The organism is Salipiger sp. PrR007 (genome assembly GCF_010499845.1).
GTDB classification, from domain to species: domain Bacteria; phylum Pseudomonadota; class Alphaproteobacteria; order Rhodobacterales; family Rhodobacteraceae; genus Salipiger; species Salipiger pacificus_A.
In genome coordinates, this window is record NZ_JAAGOZ010000051.1 from 1 (window position 1) to 16216 (window position 16216).

16 protein-coding genes are annotated in these 16216 nt (G+C 63.6%); 12 read left to right on the plus strand and 4 right to left on the minus strand.

Features of this window, described 5'->3' with window-relative positions; translation table 11 throughout:
- The 11 genes from G0Q01_RS20315 to G0Q01_RS20365 form a co-directional block, all read left to right on the plus strand.
- Nucleotides 1-459, plus strand: a 459-nt coding sequence (locus G0Q01_RS20315; protein ID WP_164213764.1) for a hypothetical protein, incomplete at its 5' end; no start/stop codon positions are given.
- Nucleotides 459-1511 (plus strand): type IV secretion system protein, encoded by a 1053-nt coding sequence (locus tag G0Q01_RS20320; RefSeq protein WP_164213765.1) that lies wholly within the window; start codon nt 459-461, stop codon nt 1509-1511. The genes G0Q01_RS20315 and G0Q01_RS20320, both read left to right, overlap by 1 nt.
- Before the next feature lie 22 nt (nt 1512-1533).
- Nucleotides 1534-2187, plus strand: a complete 654-nt coding sequence (locus G0Q01_RS20325; RefSeq protein WP_164213766.1) for a type IV secretion system protein — start codon at nt 1534-1536, stop codon at nt 2185-2187.
- A 2-nt stretch (nt 2188-2189) separates the two neighbouring features.
- On the plus strand, nt 2190-2933 hold the full coding sequence (locus G0Q01_RS20330; RefSeq protein WP_164213767.1) for a TrbG/VirB9 family P-type conjugative transfer protein: 744 nt from the start codon (nt 2190-2192) through the stop codon (nt 2931-2933).
- A 1-nt stretch (nt 2934) separates the two neighbouring features.
- The gene (locus tag G0Q01_RS20335) at nt 2935-4470 is read left to right on the plus strand and encodes a TrbI/VirB10 family protein (RefSeq protein WP_164213768.1); all 1536 of its coding nucleotides are present in this window, start codon (nt 2935-2937) and stop codon (nt 4468-4470) included.
- Nucleotides 4470-5465: a P-type DNA transfer ATPase VirB11 gene (gene virB11, locus G0Q01_RS20340; RefSeq protein ID WP_164213769.1), complete on the plus strand. Its 996-nt coding sequence runs from the start codon at nt 4470-4472 to the stop codon at nt 5463-5465. Before G0Q01_RS20335 ends, virB11 begins: the two co-directional genes overlap by 1 nt.
- A gap of 224 nt (nt 5466-5689) precedes the next feature.
- A complete protein-coding gene (locus G0Q01_RS20345) occupies nt 5690-5965 on the plus strand; it encodes a type II toxin-antitoxin system RelE/ParE family toxin (protein ID WP_164197105.1) in 276 nt (91 codons plus the stop codon).
- A 9-nt stretch (nt 5966-5974) separates the two neighbouring features.
- Nucleotides 5975-6292, plus strand: coding sequence for a HigA family addiction module antitoxin (locus G0Q01_RS20350; RefSeq protein WP_164213770.1), 318 nt, complete (start codon nt 5975-5977; stop codon nt 6290-6292).
- Between the two features lie 422 nt (nt 6293-6714).
- On the plus strand, nt 6715-6927 hold the full coding sequence (locus G0Q01_RS20355; protein WP_164213771.1) for a hypothetical protein: 213 nt from the start codon (nt 6715-6717) through the stop codon (nt 6925-6927).
- 391 nt (nt 6928-7318) lie between these two features.
- Nucleotides 7319-7588, plus strand: a complete 270-nt coding sequence (locus G0Q01_RS20360; RefSeq protein WP_164213772.1) for a hypothetical protein — start codon at nt 7319-7321, stop codon at nt 7586-7588.
- Nucleotides 7581-8147 carry a hypothetical protein gene (locus G0Q01_RS20365; RefSeq protein ID WP_164213773.1) on the plus strand — a complete coding sequence of 189 codons (567 nt, stop codon included), beginning with the start codon at nt 7581-7583 and terminating at the stop codon, nt 8145-8147. Before G0Q01_RS20360 ends, G0Q01_RS20365 begins: the two co-directional genes overlap by 8 nt.
- 1124 nt (nt 8148-9271) lie before the next feature.
- On the opposite strand, the gene G0Q01_RS20370 is transcribed toward G0Q01_RS20365, so the two are convergent.
- Nucleotides 9272-10291 carry a GSU2403 family nucleotidyltransferase fold protein gene (locus tag G0Q01_RS20370; protein ID WP_164213774.1) on the minus strand — a complete coding sequence of 340 codons (1020 nt, stop codon included), beginning with the start codon at nt 10289-10291 and terminating at the stop codon, nt 9272-9274.
- A 297-nt stretch (nt 10292-10588) separates the two neighbouring features.
- Between G0Q01_RS20370 and G0Q01_RS20375 the strand changes: the two genes are divergently transcribed.
- Nucleotides 10589-10921: a hypothetical protein gene (locus G0Q01_RS20375; RefSeq protein ID WP_164197195.1), complete on the plus strand. Its 333-nt coding sequence runs from the start codon at nt 10589-10591 to the stop codon at nt 10919-10921.
- 245 nt (nt 10922-11166) lie between these two features.
- Here the strand turns inward: G0Q01_RS20375 and G0Q01_RS20380 are convergent, their stop codons facing one another.
- From G0Q01_RS20380 to G0Q01_RS20390, 3 genes are read right to left on the minus strand one after another with little or no spacing between them, the layout of a single operon-like run.
- The gene (locus G0Q01_RS20380) at nt 11167-13128 is read right to left on the minus strand and encodes a type IV secretory system conjugative DNA transfer family protein (RefSeq protein WP_164213775.1); all 1962 of its coding nucleotides are present in this window, start codon (nt 13126-13128) and stop codon (nt 11167-11169) included.
- Between the two features lie 22 nt (nt 13129-13150).
- Nucleotides 13151-15058 carry a relaxase/mobilization nuclease domain-containing protein gene (locus G0Q01_RS20385; protein WP_164213776.1) on the minus strand — a complete coding sequence of 636 codons (1908 nt, stop codon included), beginning with the start codon at nt 15056-15058 and terminating at the stop codon, nt 13151-13153.
- Entirely contained in the window at nt 15055-15591 is a 537-nt protein-coding gene (locus G0Q01_RS20390) for a helix-turn-helix domain-containing protein (protein ID WP_164188789.1), read from the minus strand. The genes G0Q01_RS20385 and G0Q01_RS20390 overlap by 4 nt, the downstream gene beginning before the upstream one ends.
- Between the last annotated feature and the right edge of the window lie 625 nt (nt 15592-16216).

Here is a 16216-nt window from a genome sequence, read left to right on the forward strand (position 1 = left end):
GCCGGTGTCGCCTGGGCCGAGGACTACAGCGCCGTCTCGGCACCGGAGCTGAGCGCCGCGGCCGTCGCGGCGGTGGAGGCGGAAGATGGTCATAGGCTGCTGGCCATCATGCAGGAGATGCAGAGCCGCAGCATGTATTTCTTCGAAGGCGACAAGGCGCTCTGCCGCCGGGAGCCGCCGAAGGTCGGCCTGCTCGCCAAACCGGGGTTCAACTTCGGCACGGCGCGCACCGCCTATCAGACCTTCAACAAGGTGCAGCGCCTCAAGGAACAGACCTGCACCTGCCCGCAGGCGGCGCGCTCTTTCGAGGAGTTCTCGGTCGAGTTCCTTGGCGTGGTGCCAGAGGACATCTCCGAGACTGAGATGCAGAAACTGCGCGAGTACAACATCGCAAACGAGAACGCGGTGTACCGGGACTACCGGACTTTCCACAATGAATCCTGCCGGGACGCGCCCTGATGGCCATCATCGCAGATGTCCTCTCGGCGGTGGATACGACAGCCGCGTCTGTCGGTGCCGCCGCCTACAACGAAGTGGCCGGCTCGGTCATCCCGGTGTTCCGCGTCGGCGCGGTGCTCCTCGTGGCAATGACCGGGATCAACCTTGCCGTCCAGGCCGTCCCGATGACACTCCGCAATGGGCTCAGCCTCATCACGCGCATCGCCTTGGTCATGATCTTCCTGTCCTCCTTCGCCAATTTCGACGCGGTCTATGGCGTTCTGACCGAAACCCCGAGCGAGTTGGGCGGCACCGTGCTTTCAGCCACGACAGGTGACAGCGTCACCGACCTCTACGACGGCCTCGATACGCTCTACATACGGGCCCTCGACCTTGGCCAATCCGTCTCGGAAAACGGCTCCTACATCTCCGGCGCCCTCGCCAGCCTGCTCATGTTCCTCATCGCAGCCTTGATGGCGACCATCTCGATCGTCGTCATCTGTGCCGCGAAACTGATGATCGCGGTGCTGATCGTAGTGGGGCCGCTGGCGATTGCCTGCACGCTCTTCAAGCAATCGGCGCCGATCTTCGAGACCTACACCAAGCTGGCCCTCGGCTTCGCCTTCGTGCCCCTGCTGACCGCGGCCATGGCCGGCTTCACCATTGCCACCAGCAAGATGCTCGCGCCCGATCCTGCGAGCGCCGAGACCATTGGCGACATCATCGGCTTCGTGGTGGTCATGATGCTCGGCACCGGGCTCATGTTCATGGTCCCGACCATCGCGCAGTCCCTTGGCTCCACCGCCATCGGCCTCGGGCAGGCCGCCTCCGGCACCTACCAGCAGGCCAAGTCCCACAGCTACGGCGCCGTCGCCGGCGCCCGCGGCATGGCCGAGGGCATGACCGGGCGAAAGGAACCCAAATACGGGATCAGCTCCGGCGCCCGCCGGGAGGGCCATGCGGTCGGCGCGGCAATTTCGAGCGCCGCGGGCGGCGCGCCTGGCAGCGCGGCGGCGGCAGCCCGGCTCGCCGTGTCCCTGGCGCAAAAATCCGTCGCCAAGGGCGGCAAGTAATCGGCCCGCGAAGGAGGTTTTGGTGAAAGAACACAGCTTCGATACGGATATCATCATGGCCCCGCGCCGCAGCGAAAAACGCGCCTGGATCGTGGCAGGCGTCTCCACCGGCGTCTCGGTCCTCATGGCCCTCGCCATCACGACGATGATGCCGCTTAAGACGACCGAGGTCTTCACCGTGCTGGTGGACCGCGACACCGGCGCGGCCGAGCGCATCATGCAGGTGCAGCCCACCGGCATCGAGGACGAGCAGGCGGTGAAGGAGAGCCTGCTCGTCTCTTACGTCTCGGATCGCGAGTCCTTCCTCATGGCCGGCATTCAAGAGCGTCTCGAAAGCGTGCAGCGCCGCTCGGCCGGCGGTGCCCGGCGCTCGCTGGTGGCGCTCTGGAGCAATGACAGTGACAATGAGACCTACCCGCCCCGCCTCTATGGGCAGGGGGCGGAGGTGACCGTGCGGGTGAAGACCATCACCTTCCTCGAGCCGACCGTCGCCCAGGTCCGCTACGAGAAGACCCTGCGCACGCCGCGCCAGGACAGCGTCACCCGTCCCTTCGTGGCGGTCATCGGTTTCGAGTTCCAGCCGCGCGAGGAACGCGCCCTCGAGCGGGTCTGGGAAAACCCGCTCGGCTTTACCGTCACCAGTTTCAATGTCTCGGCCGAGACGCTGGGAGGCTGACCATGCGACATGCCAAAGCCCTCGCGATTTCCGCCCTTCTGCTCTTGCCCCTGCCGGCGCTGGCAGAACGCGCGCCGCAAACCATGGGCCAGGACGCCCGCGTGCGCTCGGTCTGGTACAACCCCTCCGACGTGATCCGCGTCGACACGAACCTGCGGACCAACACCGCGCTCGAGCTCGGCCGGGGTGAGCGGATCGAGCAGGTCCTTTTGGGGGATTCTGAGGCCTTCGATGTCGAGGTTCTGTCGAACCGCAACACGGTCTCGGTGAAACCGGTCATCGGCAGTGCCCACAGCAATATGACCATCTACACCTCGCGCCGTGCGATCGCTTTTGTCCTCACCGAAGGCCGCAGCAAGACACCGACCTATCGGGTTGCGGTCAAATATCCCGAGGACCAGCCGGCTGCCCGGGCCTCGAGCACGCCTAAGGCCATCGGCACCCGCGACACCGGCTATGAATACGCCGGCGGCGGTCAGGCCCGGCCCACGGCGGTCTGGAACGACGGGCATGCGACGTATTTCGAGTTCCGCCAGGGAGTGCGCCCTTCGATCTTTGCCGTGGACGGCGAGGGCTATGAGCTGACGGTGAATTCGCAGACCCGCGGCCGGGTCGTGCGTATCGGCGGTGTGGCAGACGCCTTCACTATCCGGATCGGTGACGAGGTGATCTGCATCCGCCGCGTGGCGGGCGGCAAGACCGTGGATCCCTTCATCCTCCGCAGCCTTGCCGGGAAGGAGTTCTGAGATGGCCGAGCATAAAGGCACCGACGATCAGGGTTTCGAGGAGACTGACTTCGAGGGTGAACGCACGGCGCAGGAGAAAGCCTACCGCGTTGAGCGCAAGCCCCGCCGCCCGGCGCTGGGGCTGAACTCGCTTGCCGGCAAACTGGTCTCCGGCATTATCGCGGGCTGCCTGCTCGTGGTGCTGGCCTACGCCATGGTCGCGGGCGAAGAGGACAGCGCGCTCGTGGAAACCTCCAATGTCACCGAATTCCAGGACGGGGCCACCGGCAGCGGCTTTGGCAACATCGCCCCCGCCGCTGCACCAGAGCCCGAAGACGAGGGCTTTGACTTCGGCCTCATCCAGGACCAGCTCGACAGTCAGCGCAGCGCGCTCGAAGAGCGCAATGCCTCCCTGCAGGAACAGGTGCAGCAGCTGCAAAGTAGCCTCGCCGATCTGTCCGGTCGTGCCGGCAGCGAAGACAGCGCCGTTGTCGCAGACCTCTCGCGCGCCCTGCAGGAAACGCAGGAGCAGAATGCGCAAATGGCGCAGCAGATGCGCGAGGAGTTCGCCAATCAGCTGAAATCGCTGCAGGCGGCCAATCAAGAACGCATGACCCAGCAGGAAGAGACGCTGGAATCCTTGCGCCGCGAGAACCTGGCGCTGCAGACCGAAATCACCACCGCCAACCACGACGCCGCGCAGGAGGCCCAGGACGCCGAAGCCGCGCGCCGGCAGCAAGCTGAGCGCGAGGCCGAGCTCGCCGAACGTCGGCGCCAGCAGCAGGAAGAACTGCAGGCCCGCGTCGAGTCCGAGGCAGTGGTCTACGACAACGGCGCAAGCTCAGGCAGCGCAGAACCGGCGAGCGGCGGACCCGGGGACACAGCCGGCCAGCTGAGCCCGCGCGGGCAGTCGCGCGACAGCGCGCTGCGCGCCTTTGTCACCGGCGGTGCCGGCGGCACTGGCAGCATCGGCGGTGCCACGCCGACCGAGCAGGCGACAGAGATTGCCAATCCGTCCTACACGGTCCTGCAGGGCACGATGATCCAGGCGAGCCTTGAGAACGCCGTCGACTCCTCGCTTCCCGGCGCCGTCTCTGCCGTGGTCAACTACCCGGTCTGGTCCTTCGACCAGAGCCAGGTGCTGATCCCCTCCGGCTCGCGCCTCTTCGGCTCCTACAGCTCGGACATCGACATCGGTCAGGGGCGCATCCTCATCGGCTGGACCCGGCTTGTGACCCCCGATGGCCAATCGGTGCAGCTCTCGGCCTTTGGCGGCGATCAGATGGGCCGCTCCGGCATTAGCGGGAAGGTCGACACGCGCTTTGGCACCCGCTTCGGCAATGCCGCGCTTATCTCGCTCATTGGCGCGGGCCCGAGCATTGCCGCCGCGCAGATCGACGATGACACCACCTCCGACATTGCCCGCGATGTCACCGAGGATCTTGGCGATGCCACCAGTTCCGCGGCGGCGGACTACGCCACCCTGCCCCCGATCATCACCGTAGAGCAAGGCAGCGCCATCACGGTCATGGTCGACCGCGACCTGGAGTTCTTCTGATGACCAAAGCTCCGCCACGCGCGTCCTTCCTTGCAAGCTATCTTGCACCTCTCAGCGCCTATCTTGGGGATCCACACGTGGTGGAGGTGGCGATCAATCCCGATGGCGGGGTCTGGGTCGAGCGGCAAGGCGACAGCCACATGCAGCGGGCCGAAGCGCTGAGCGTCGCGCCGGCCCAGGCCGCGGACCTCGCCAAGGCCATCGCCTCGGAGGTCGACGTGTCGCTCTCGGCGAAGAAGCCGATCGTCTCGGGCAAGATCACGCATGCAGGCGCGCCGCTCCGGGCACAGGTCGTGGCGGCCCCGGTGATCGAAGGCGCGCCCTCGATCTGCTTCCGGCGGTATGCGCAGTCCAAGCTCGAGATCGGAGACATGACGCTTCTACATGGTCAGCTCGTCGATCTCGACAAGCGGCGTCGGGATCGGGCACAGCAGGTGCGCGAGTTGACTGGCGCGGGCAAGGTCACCGAGGCCATGCAGCTCTGCATCGAGGATCGGCTGAACGTGGTGATCTCCGGCGGCACCTCCACCGGCAAAACCACCTTCGCCCGCGCGCTCCTCGACATGGTGGGCGCGCGCGAACGGCTGGTCACCATCGAGGATGCATTCGAGCTCTTCCCGGCCCACGCCAACACCGTTTCCATGAAATCTGACCGAATGCGGGGCTCTGAAAAATCTCCCGCCAAGCTGTTGGAATCCAGCCTGCGGATGCGCCCCGACCGGATCATCCTTGGTGAGCTCCGCGGCTTCGAGGCCCTCACCTTCCTCGAGGCCATCAACACCGGCCACGGTGGGTCCTTCACCACCATCCACGCTGACACCGCCCTCAAGGCAATCGATCGGCTCGCGATGATGGTGCTCGGCAACGGCCTCAACATGAGCTTCGAAGAGGTGTGCCGCTACTGCGCGCACAGCATCGATGTGGTGATCCAGCTTGGGCGCGAGGATGGGAGAAGGGGGATTGCGGAGATTTTTCTGCCGGGGAAGGCGGGCTGACGGTCGTTGAGGTACCAGCCTTGCGCACCAGTGAAGACGGGCAATGCTTACGCGTTGTAGTTTGCGCGTTGGCCGGGGACCTGCGTAGAGGGCACCTCTTCGGCCGAAATGACCAAAGCTTCAACACGTCTCCAAGATCGCTGCAAAGCCGCGAAAGGTCTGTCGCGACTGCGCACCTGTAAGTTATCACTTTACACCTGTCGCCTATCAGCTTACATAAAGCCATGATCAAGACTTTCGCACACAAGCAACTGAAAGCCCTCTGGGAGACTGGCAAGTCAAAGATCGACGCGCGCATGCACAGCCGCATTCTGCGGCGTCTGGATGCGCTCGACGCCGCCACGGCGCCCGAAGACATGAACCTGCCGGGCTTCGACTTTCACAGTCTGCGAGGTCACACTCCAACGCGCTACACCGTCCATGTGAACGGCCCGTGGTGCATCACCTTCGAGTTCCGCGACGGCGACGCCTATGTGCTGGACTACGAGCAATATCACTAGGAGGCGACGATGAGCCGCAACCCTAACCGCTGCCCGACGCATCCGGGCGAACTGCTCCGCGAGGATGTGATCCCCGCGACCGGGAAATCCAAGTCCGAAATCGCGCGCCTTCTGGGGATTTCGCGCCAGCACCTGCATGACCTTCTGGCCGAACGGAAGCCCGTCAGCCCGGAAGTCGCCGTGCGGCTTGGTAAGCTATTCGGCACCGCGCCCCTGGTCTGGATCAGGATGCAGGGGGCCTATGATGCCTGGCATGCAACCCGCGACGTCGATGTGTCGGCCATCCCGACACTGAGCGCCGCGCCCGACAACTCGGCCACGACCTAGATCCCATAGCGACGGAGCGACTTGGCTGCTGGCTCGGTGGTTTCTCTCGCGGCACCGGGCTCAGTAGAGCTTCGAAGAAGTCCGCACTGCGCGCACAGCATGAATGTCGTGATCCAGCCTCGTCGCGAGGATGGGCGGAGGGGGATTGCGGCGAGCTTTCTGTCACAGGCGCGCGCATCGTTCGTGACAGTAAGAGCTTTGAAAAGAGGTCAACACGGCCGCTCGACACGCTCCGCGCTAGGCTGTCGCATGAGCAGAGCCTATTGTGCAGACATGCACGTTTCGCGTGCATCTACGCGGATGGCGACCTAGGTGACGTCGGGTTTAGACCGGACGTCGGCAGATGCTCCTGGTCGCCGTTTTTGGCTCGTATTTGCTGGAAAGAATATTTGGTCAAACAAAGCATGAGTTGAAGTGTAGGTATGGAGAAAACCGTCTTCTTCGGTGGGTTCGTTCTAGTAGGCGTCGGTATCGCGCTGCTCGCGACCGACCATCTGGCCTTCGGCGCCGAAATCACCGGAACCTTCGTTTCCTCCAGAACCATCCTCTTCCCCCTCGGCATTGCGTCGGTGCTCTTCGGCGGGATTGCCGCGCTGGCATGCACGGTTGTTTCGATGGTGAGACGCCACAAATAGCTGACGAGAAATCTCAGTTTCCGGCTGGGCTGGTTGCAGGCAAGATCCTGTCCGCCCGCGTCCAGTCGTCAGCTCTTCGCCTCATCCACCGAGAGCGGAGCCCACGAAGAACGCCGTGCTTGCAGAAGTAAGCTGTCGCCCTGCAGTGCTGCCCAACAGGACCATTCCCGGCGGCACCGCCTAGCGGTGACGACACCAGGCAGCATCAGCGTCGGCGTTGATATCTGGGACATTGCTCTTGTATCCCCCACCCAAGGTCGAGGAGTGCGCTGGTGTGCATACAGTGGTCCTTCTATGGGCTGCGTGCTGGCGTCAGGCACCCATTTTCAGGGGTCTTCTCGTAACGATTTTATCTTGTCGATTGACAATTTAAGGGGGCTGAGTATCTTCAGTGCCAAGGAAGAAGCACACGTCGAAGGAAATCGAGGCCGTCATCCAAGAGCTCGAAGCGCTGGGATGGGCTCTTGTCGAAGGCAAGGGGCACGCGTGGGGGATCCTCCGGTGCCCTGCGAACGATAAAGAATGCCGCTGCGGCGAGTTTTGCCAGATGTCTGTGTGGTCGACACCCAAGAACCCGCAGCAGTTCGCGAAGAAGATCCGGCAGAAGGCTCTGGCCTGCGTGAGGCTTGAGAAAAACGACGAAGGAAAGTCCGATGGCTGAAGAATTCGAATTCGAACTGGTCTTCGCGCTCCCGGAAGGGGAGCACGATGCATTTGCGCTGTCCGACGCCGTCTTCGAAGCGGGCTTTGAGGATGCTCTCGTCGGCACCGGTCATGCCGGCCTACTGGGTGTAGAGTTGGAAGCCGAAGGGGACGATGCGGAGAGCGTGATCCTCGACGCCGCGCGAGCCCTGATCAAGGCGCTGCCGGCGGGCACTGTCCTGCGCGAAGTCCGCCCTGACCTGGTGAGTCTCGCAGATGTCGCCGAAAAGCTCGAAGTGAAGCGTCAGGCCCTTCAGCAGCGCAAGATGCCTCTTCCCGTCGCGGGCGGCCTCTATCGTATCGATGAGATGATCGAGGTGGTAATGGAGGCCGCCGTGCCGAAAGAGGGCCAGCGCCGTCCTCGCTTTAACCTTGCTTCCGCTTCGAAGTGGTTTCGCGCGGGCCCCGCTGCTCGACGCGTGAACGCTCAACTGACCATGCGTGCGATCGACCCCGCCACGATGGAGCGAACGCCCCGTTCCGATCACGAAGTGACGAACTCTGCACCAACTCGGTGAGATGCCGCGCACTCGTTCTTTTGCCAGAACAGGTGCGTGATTGAGGAATTTCCCTGGCGGCTCTCACCACCAGGGAAGAAGCTGCTCAAATAGAAGACGGCTACACCACTCACGGAAGAAGCCAATCCGACCGTAGCAAATCTCAATCAAGGCGACAAGAAGTTCTCAATTTGATAAGTTTGACGCAGTATTCTTCCAATAATTTGATCTAGATGCCACAATTTGAACCCCAGCCCCGTTCCACCTCAGACCGTAAGCTTCGCGCGATACTCGAGTTGCGAGATATGCTGCGTGTTCTTGAGATCGACGTGGGCATTGACGAGCTGAGCAGGACTGAACGGGATGTCTTGCTCGCCGCCCACGCCCTGTGCCAGTGCACAGGCAACACGGTGAAATCCGAAAGCCTCCGCCGGCATCCATCGGTTGGCTCGATCCCTCAAGCGACGTTCTACCGGTCCATCCAGACCCTTCTGAGTCTAGGACTCCTCAAAAGAGCGCCGAACACGAAGGCAAGATCGTACCTCCTTCGCAGCGATCTTCTGTCGAGGCGCCCGCCGCCGGGGTGAACTTTTTTCGTTCGCCTCGCGCCGCAAAGCATGCAAGCGGCGCATGGGCGGATTTTTCAATGCCGCGGGCCGCCCGAGGGTATGTCTGCCGCGCGCCGCAAGCTCTGGACAGGAGTCTCGTTCCGCACCCGGTCCGCACCAAAGATCATTCTAGCGCTTTCAGAGCAGGGGCGAGGCGCCACTGGCGTAGCACGCGCCATCGCAGAGAGGCGGCTTTTCGCCTCGCATTTCCAGAACTTTCCCGGAATGGTTGTCGAGACAGTTCCGCGCTCCTATCTTGTATCTTGAATGAAGCAATCCACTCACGGAGCATTCAGCGCGGGGCGTATTTCCCTAATTCTGGAGCCGCGCCCCGCGTCAAATAGTCGGGCCCGCAATGTCGGTGCGACGCGCTTTCACGCCCTCAAAAAAATCTACATGGCGGATGGCGCAGCTTGCCATAAACTAACGAGCTGTGCGGTCCGCGGCCACCTCAGACAATCCGTCGGGATGGCCGGGCGAAATCCTTGGTCACACAGACCAAACCTCTTGATCCGCGGATCGAGCGTCCTCACCAGTTTACACGAGCCCCTGCAAAAGGTCTTTGATGCCCGACATGCGTCCAAGGCTTGAGGCGATCCGCTCCCGCCATCGGGGGCCTTGCGACAGCGCGTGGTCGTAGGCTTCAGCGAGATCTTCGGGCCGATCTTCAGCGAGGATGCGGATGAGGAACTCAGCCTGGGCACGGTCTTTTCGCGCCTTCGCTTCGTCCGGCCCGCCGTGCCGCCTGCTGGCCACGATCAGCTTGTGGATTGCAAAGCGCTCCGGTCGCGGGATTTGCACAAGTACTCCGGCGCGGTAGAGCGCCAAAGCGTGGATCGGCTCCGCAATCAGGAAATTGAGGTAGTTCAACGCTTGCGCGCTGACCCCCAGTGCCGGAAGCGGCTTGATGCCCTCGTCGCCGAAGGCCGGCGTCAGGAACTCGACCATGGCCTCGCCGCCGCTTTGACGCCACTTCCAGATCTGCCGATCATAAACCCCGGGGACAGCTTCGAATTTCATCGACCGGAGGATCTCCCCCGGCTCTTCCTCCACCCGGTCGCCCAGTGCCACTGAGAGCCGTTCGAAGCTCGCGAAATCGATGTCCCCTGTCTGGGCAAGTTCGTCGGAGTCAAAGCGAACACCAAGTTCCCCCTGATAAAGCCCATAGGCTCCGGCCCCGATCAACGTACCGCCCAGCCGGAAGACGCCCGCGCGCGCGAACGCCAGAAGCAATGAGCCTGTCTCCCGATCGGTTCCGATCATGCCTTCGGCCCTTAGAACGCGCGCCAGACGCGACATGCGTTTTTTGCGCTCTTGCGCCTCTGCTTTCAAATCGGCAGCGCGTGCCAGGCGATCGCGCAAGTCTGGGCTATCCTCGCCGAGATAGCGGCTCTTCATCTCTATCCCGATCCGGAACCGGTCATAGAGATATGTCCGCCCATTGCGGCGACGCTCCTCGATACTGCCGATGATCTCCGACGCCGCCTCGTCGAGATGCATGCGCAGCAAGTCCTGATACGCCACCTGGGCGGCTCGAGAGTGCGATATCGGCTCCATCTTATACCTGTGTTTCGCTCGTGTGCATCAAATATGGAATTGATACACACAACTGACGACCTGCAGCAAAGTATTTTTTGATGCACACAATTCTCGGATTGTGCCTACGCATCTGAGTGGGCCTGCGCCGACACCTGAATGGGACAGCGAGACAAAGACCGTTGCTCACACAGCCGATCAAAACCTCGGCATATTTCGGTGCAATCGCAGCGGTCAGACACCATATATATGACGCAACTTAGAGCTGGGGTCGTTGCCCTTGAGTTCTCCGACCCCGGGAATGGGAAGGAGAAGATCATGTGGAAACGTCTGATAAGTCTCAGCTTGACATTTGGACTGGCCGCCGCCGGACCGCCGGCATCGGCGCAGATGGTCTGCGGGCTCCACGAGAGCATCACCGGAACGCTCGAGAGCACCTATGACGAAGCCCTTGTCGGGCGTGGACTTCAGTCTGCGACGCGCATGCTGGAAGTCTGGCGCGCGGCTGAGGAGGGAAACTGGACAATCCTTGCCGTGCATCCCGACGGGCTCGCCTGCGTCGTGGCAAGCGGGGAAGCCTGGATCGACGTCCCGCCACAGCCGGCAGGGGTGGCCGCGAGAGCCGACCCGACAGCTGAGAGCGAGGAGTAATCGCCACAACTTCATCGAGCGGATGCGGAAGGTGCTCGCCAGCGGCCATGAGCCCTGTCACAGGATTCAGCCTTCATTGGGTGAGAAACGAAGCTCGCGGGCTGGACAGTTCCGGCCTCAAATTCGCGGACCCTGTGACAAAATTCATGCGATCCCCGCGGCAGGTACAATTTTTCAGGGCGAAGGATCGTTTTTCAGGTCCGGCGGTGAGGACAGGAAGATGGGCCGCCCGTGGAAAAGGCTTCCTAGACCTTCGCGCTCTCCTTCTGCTGCACACCCCCATCGGCGCCCTCAAACTTCGCCAAATCCGTCGCGCCCGCCCGCCTGGGACGCCGCCGGGAGGCCGCCCCGCTTTCCCCGCCCTTGCTCCGCTGGGTCTCCGCCCGCGTCCGCATCTCGGCGAACCGCTTGCCATACTGCTGGCAGGTTTCGACCGCCACTTCTGCCTGCGCGATCTGCGCCAGGCTCGCGACCTTGCGCTTCGGCCTGGCGGTCAGCGGCGGATAGGGCAGCGCGTGCCCGTGTCGCGCCGCCTCAATCGGCCCGAAATGGTGGTCCTCGTAAGACGTGATCCGATGCGCCTTTATCGGATACTGTCCCTCCGGCAGGATCAGCACCTGATCGATCGGGAACTGCAGCAGCTTGCCCGGTGAGAGCAGCGCCCGTTCTTCGCTGCGGCGACTGATATTGGCGCTGTCGTCGAGCTCGCGAATACGGCTCTGGCTTTCGGTCTTCGACACCACGGTGTGTTTGCCCACCATGTCCGACAGGACCGCCGCCGTGTGGTCCTCCTGCGGCGTCATGAAGATTTTCACCCCGGCGCCGGCCATGAGCGCGCGGCGCCCGGCCTCGCCATAGAGCGACGGGTTGTCGAGACCGGCGATCGACTGGGTGATGATGAAGAACCGCCCACCGAAGGAGCGGATGGTCTTGATGCTGTTCTCCACCAGCGGCTGGCGGCCGAGCTGATCGAACTCGTCCATCAGGAACATCACCGTGTAGGGCTCGTCGGGGCCCGGCTCCGCGCGCTGCAGCGACGCGATGCCCTCGGCGAAGAGAAGGCGCACCAGCGGCGCCAGCGTGGTCAGGTGCTCGGATTGGGTCGTGATGTAGAGCGTCTGCGCCTCGCGGCGGAAGCTGGTCAAATCGAAGTCGTTCTCCAGCGTCGCGCGGACCACCGAAGGGTCGTCCCAGAGCTGGAAGCCGGCACCGTTGATCACCGAGCGGTAGCTGTCGGTGATCTTCTGGCTCATCCCCGCCATCTCCGAAAAGATCGTCGCGACGATGGGGATGTCGGTCATCTCGGCGTACTCGCGGTAAGTCTCCTCGGTCTTGCCGCCGCCCCCGAAGATCTCCTTGGCAAAGCCGAGGTTCGGCCTTCCCTGCTCGATGGCAAAGAGACAGGAGGCGACGAAGAGCCGTTTGCCGGCCTGGTAGAAGCCCTTGGCCGCATCTCCCTGCACAACCAGGAATTGGTCGGCCAGGATATTGAGCGCGGTATACTGCTGGTCCGGCGAAGACATCGCCGCGATCCGTGCCAGCGGGTTGAAGCGATGCGTCCGGGTCGAAGGCCCGTCTTCGGTCTCCACGTAGTCGAAGGGCGAGAAATACCAGATGCGGTTCCCGAGACCCTTCTGGCGATGGATCGCGGTCGTCTCGAAGTTCTCGCCCTTCACATCGAGCACGATGGCACTGCCGCCATGATGCAGAAGGTTCGGTCTGACAAAGCCCACACCTTTGCCGCGCCCGGACGGGGCCACCATGATGAAATGCGGAAACCGGTTCGGCGTGGCAGAGATGTAGAGCCCCTGCTTTGTGGGCCCCGTGGTCTTGCCGAAGACGAACCCTTGCTCGGAGATCGACTTGACCATCTTGTTGCGCCGCATCTCCCGCCGCGACTGGAAATGCGCGTCGTCATAGCTGGTGAGCCGGCCGCGGTAGACCCCGGCGACACCCACGGCAACGATGCTTAGTGCCACCAGACCGTTGATAAGGCCCATCACCTGCAGCGCGTCCGGATTGGCCTGCAGCGCGGGCCAGCTCCAGCGCAGGAACCAGGGCTCGAGCGGATCGAGACTGTTCAGGCTCTCGCGGAATACGAGCGCGCCGTAGATCGTGGCGAGCATGGAACCGATGTAGCCGCCGGCCAGCAGACCGCCAATCACGGCGAGCGGGTAGCGCCACGCCGTCTCTAGATTCTGGATCATCGTCAGCGACCCTCCTGTCTGCTTAGAGCTCGTGCCGGTCCTCAATGTCCAAGCCACGCTCAGCGGCATGTGCGGCCGCGAGCTCGGCCTGCCGCTCTCGCGCCATGGCCTGGTAGGCCTCCACGGTCTCGCGCTCGCGGTCCCCCTGCCCCACCACGAGGTCGGCTTCGTTCTTCAGCTCGGCGGCGACGGCCGCCCGAACCGCGGGATCGCGGATCTCGTCCTGCAGCGGCGTGCTGTCGCCCTCGAGGACCTGTGCGAGCTCCGCGTCCGAGAGCGCCTCCGCCATCCGGTCGACAAGGCTTTCGATGGCCGGCACGTCGGCAAGCTGGTGGTGCTTGTCCAGGGTCAGCAGCTGGTCGAGCGCGAGCTGCTCGACAAGATCGCGCGGCACCGCCACGCCGTCGATGATCCGGTGCCCCTGTTCCAGCACTTGCGTCAGCCGCGCGGAGGCGCCTTCGTCCAGGCTTTCCGCCCGACCGCGCCACAGCGCCGCCTGCGCCAGGGAGTGGCCCCCCTGCGCCGCGTATTCCGCCAACTCCTCGGCCGTCGTGCCAAGCTGCGCCATAAGATCCGCATCCTGCGCAAAGGCGGCGATTAGCGCCTCGCGCAGATCATCCAGCGTGCTGTCGATCTGCCCAACGCGGGGGTCCTCCGCCTCGAGCCCGTCCCGCACGTGCTGCAGCGACGCGGGGATCAGATGCGCAAAGAAATCGTCGCGCGTCTCAGCCACCATCGCATGGTCCTGGAAGAAGGGATCGGCCTGGGTGGCCGCCATAAGCTCGGTGCTGGTGCGGGAGAACTCCGCCTCCATCCGCACCCGCTCGGGACCGGCCTCCATCGCCTGAATGCTCTCCCAGGTTTCCCGCGCCTCAGCCAGCAACTGCTCGCGTGCGCGGGTCATGGCGACGACGGGATCAAAGCTCTGGTCCTGCGTGGCAGCGTGGGTTTGCGGTGGCATCAGGGTGTCTGCCTCGGGCATGAGAGAGCCTCCTTCTTCTAGGGTTTGCGCCGACGCGAAGAACGCCTGCGACAGCTTTTCCATGAATGCGTTTCCGGGACCGGACAGCGAGGCGAGCAGACCAAGGCTGGAATATTGCCGCGCAAAGTCCTGCACCACCGCGCGGCGGTGATCCCTCTCCGCGTCCGACATGGGCGGCCGCGGGACCAGGTCGCCCCGACCTGTCTTGTCATGCGCCGCCCGATACTCGGTCTCGCGTGGCGGGTTTTCGATGATCCCGCGCGACAGGCGATTGGAGGCCACCATGTCGATGCCATGCGCCCGCGAGAGCTCGGCATGGCACTCGCGCATCACGTCGTAGTTCAGATCCGACTTCATGCTGATCGACAGGAAGTTGCCCCAGTCGCAGCCGACCTTGTCGACGACAAAATGCGCATGGATGTGATCCGGGTCGCGGTGCACCGCGGCGACGTAGCGCCACTGATCGCCATAGTCGCCGCTGGCAAAGATCGCCTGTCCCCACTCCCGCGCCACCGCCTCGGCCGCGTCGATGCCTGTGCCCTTGGGGAAGCTCAGGATGATATGATCGGTGTGCCCGCGCCGGGGCGCGCCGCGCCAGGACGAAGACCAGTCCTCAACCGCCCGCGACAAAGTGTTGGGCTGCAGATCGCGATCCACCCCGGCGAAGTTCGTCCAGGTGGCATGTGCCGCGTCTTCCCGGGTGATGTAGTTGAGCTGGCGGGTCAGCTCTTCCTTCGAGTGACAGCCCCCAGCCCGGATCCGCTTCACCACCGATTGCGGCGAACGCTGCGCATTGCCAGCAAAGGCCCGGAAGGATCGGGCCTGCACGCTGCCCTGCCCCGCGCCCGGAACGCGCGTGCCCGTCCCACCGCTCCGGCTGCGGCGCGCGAGGTCCTCGAGCGGATAGCCGAGAACCGCCTCCTCAATCGACAGCGACCCCCCCCTCATTGATCCGCCTCCGGGAAGGCCACATCCGCCAGCGTCCGCCGGCGCGCCACGTTGATGAAATGGGTCAGCGCCTCGGTCAAATCCCCTACCCGAGCGTCAAGCTGCGCCACGGTCTTGGCGTCGCGGGCGTTCCACTTGAGCCGCCCGGAGTTCGCAAGTTGGGTCATCTGGTTGAGATTGCGCCCCACCGCCACAAGCTCGCGCCGGCTCTGCGCCAGCGCCTCGATCTCCTCGACCCGCAGATCGAGCGCACCGACGGCGAGCCGCATGAGACGGCGAATGCCGTCTGACGGTGTCAGCCCCTCGGCCTCCATCAGCGCCTTGAACGCCGCGTATTCCTCGACACTGACCCGGGCTCCGATCACCGCACCGTCGGTTGTCGTGTGCGACGAGGCTGCCTGGTTTCGCACCCGCGCCACCGTCTGGCGCGATCGACCACAGCGCCGGGCGATCTCGGCATCGGGATATCCCTCGCCCAGGAGGCGATTGATCTCGGCAATATCCTTGTGGGTGAGACGGGGCCCGCGGGGCATATCGCAACCTCAAGCAGCAATCAAAATTCAAACACGCCCTATAGGTGTACAACACAATACCGTTCCAGCCAACCGACCATGAAGGCCGGTTTTCGCCCCTTCGGGGGATTTCCGCTTGCGGAAACCGGTCAGCCTTCATGGTCTCCGTGTCGCGCCCGGTGACCCAGGGGGTCACTCAGGCAGGGCGCGGTGATCCGCAGGCCAGGAGGCGGCAATCTCGCCTCTGCGAGAGCTGCCGCCGGGGCCGTCCGCGGATCACACCCGCCCCGATGTGTCTGGCGTGGGGCGCCTGCGCCCCACGCCAGACGGAGAGGGCCAATGTGCGATTTTTTGGCCCCCAGCCCCATGTGCGCTCCGCGCGCAAGCTCCGGGCCAAAAAATTCGTCGAGTGCTGGAACGCAGGAATGAATGACTTCATGATTGCTGGAATGCTGGATCGGCGGAATGCTGCAGATATTGAAATATTGAGTTTTTGACTCGTTGAGGAGATGAAAGCTTGAGGGCCGGAGCCGTGGGGATGTTGATCGCTGGAGGCTTGGGGTGCCGGATGTTGATTTCCACCCAGAACTGACCCGGGGTTTCCATCGAGAAGTGACCCACCTTGGATTATGCTGAGCGGGTCATG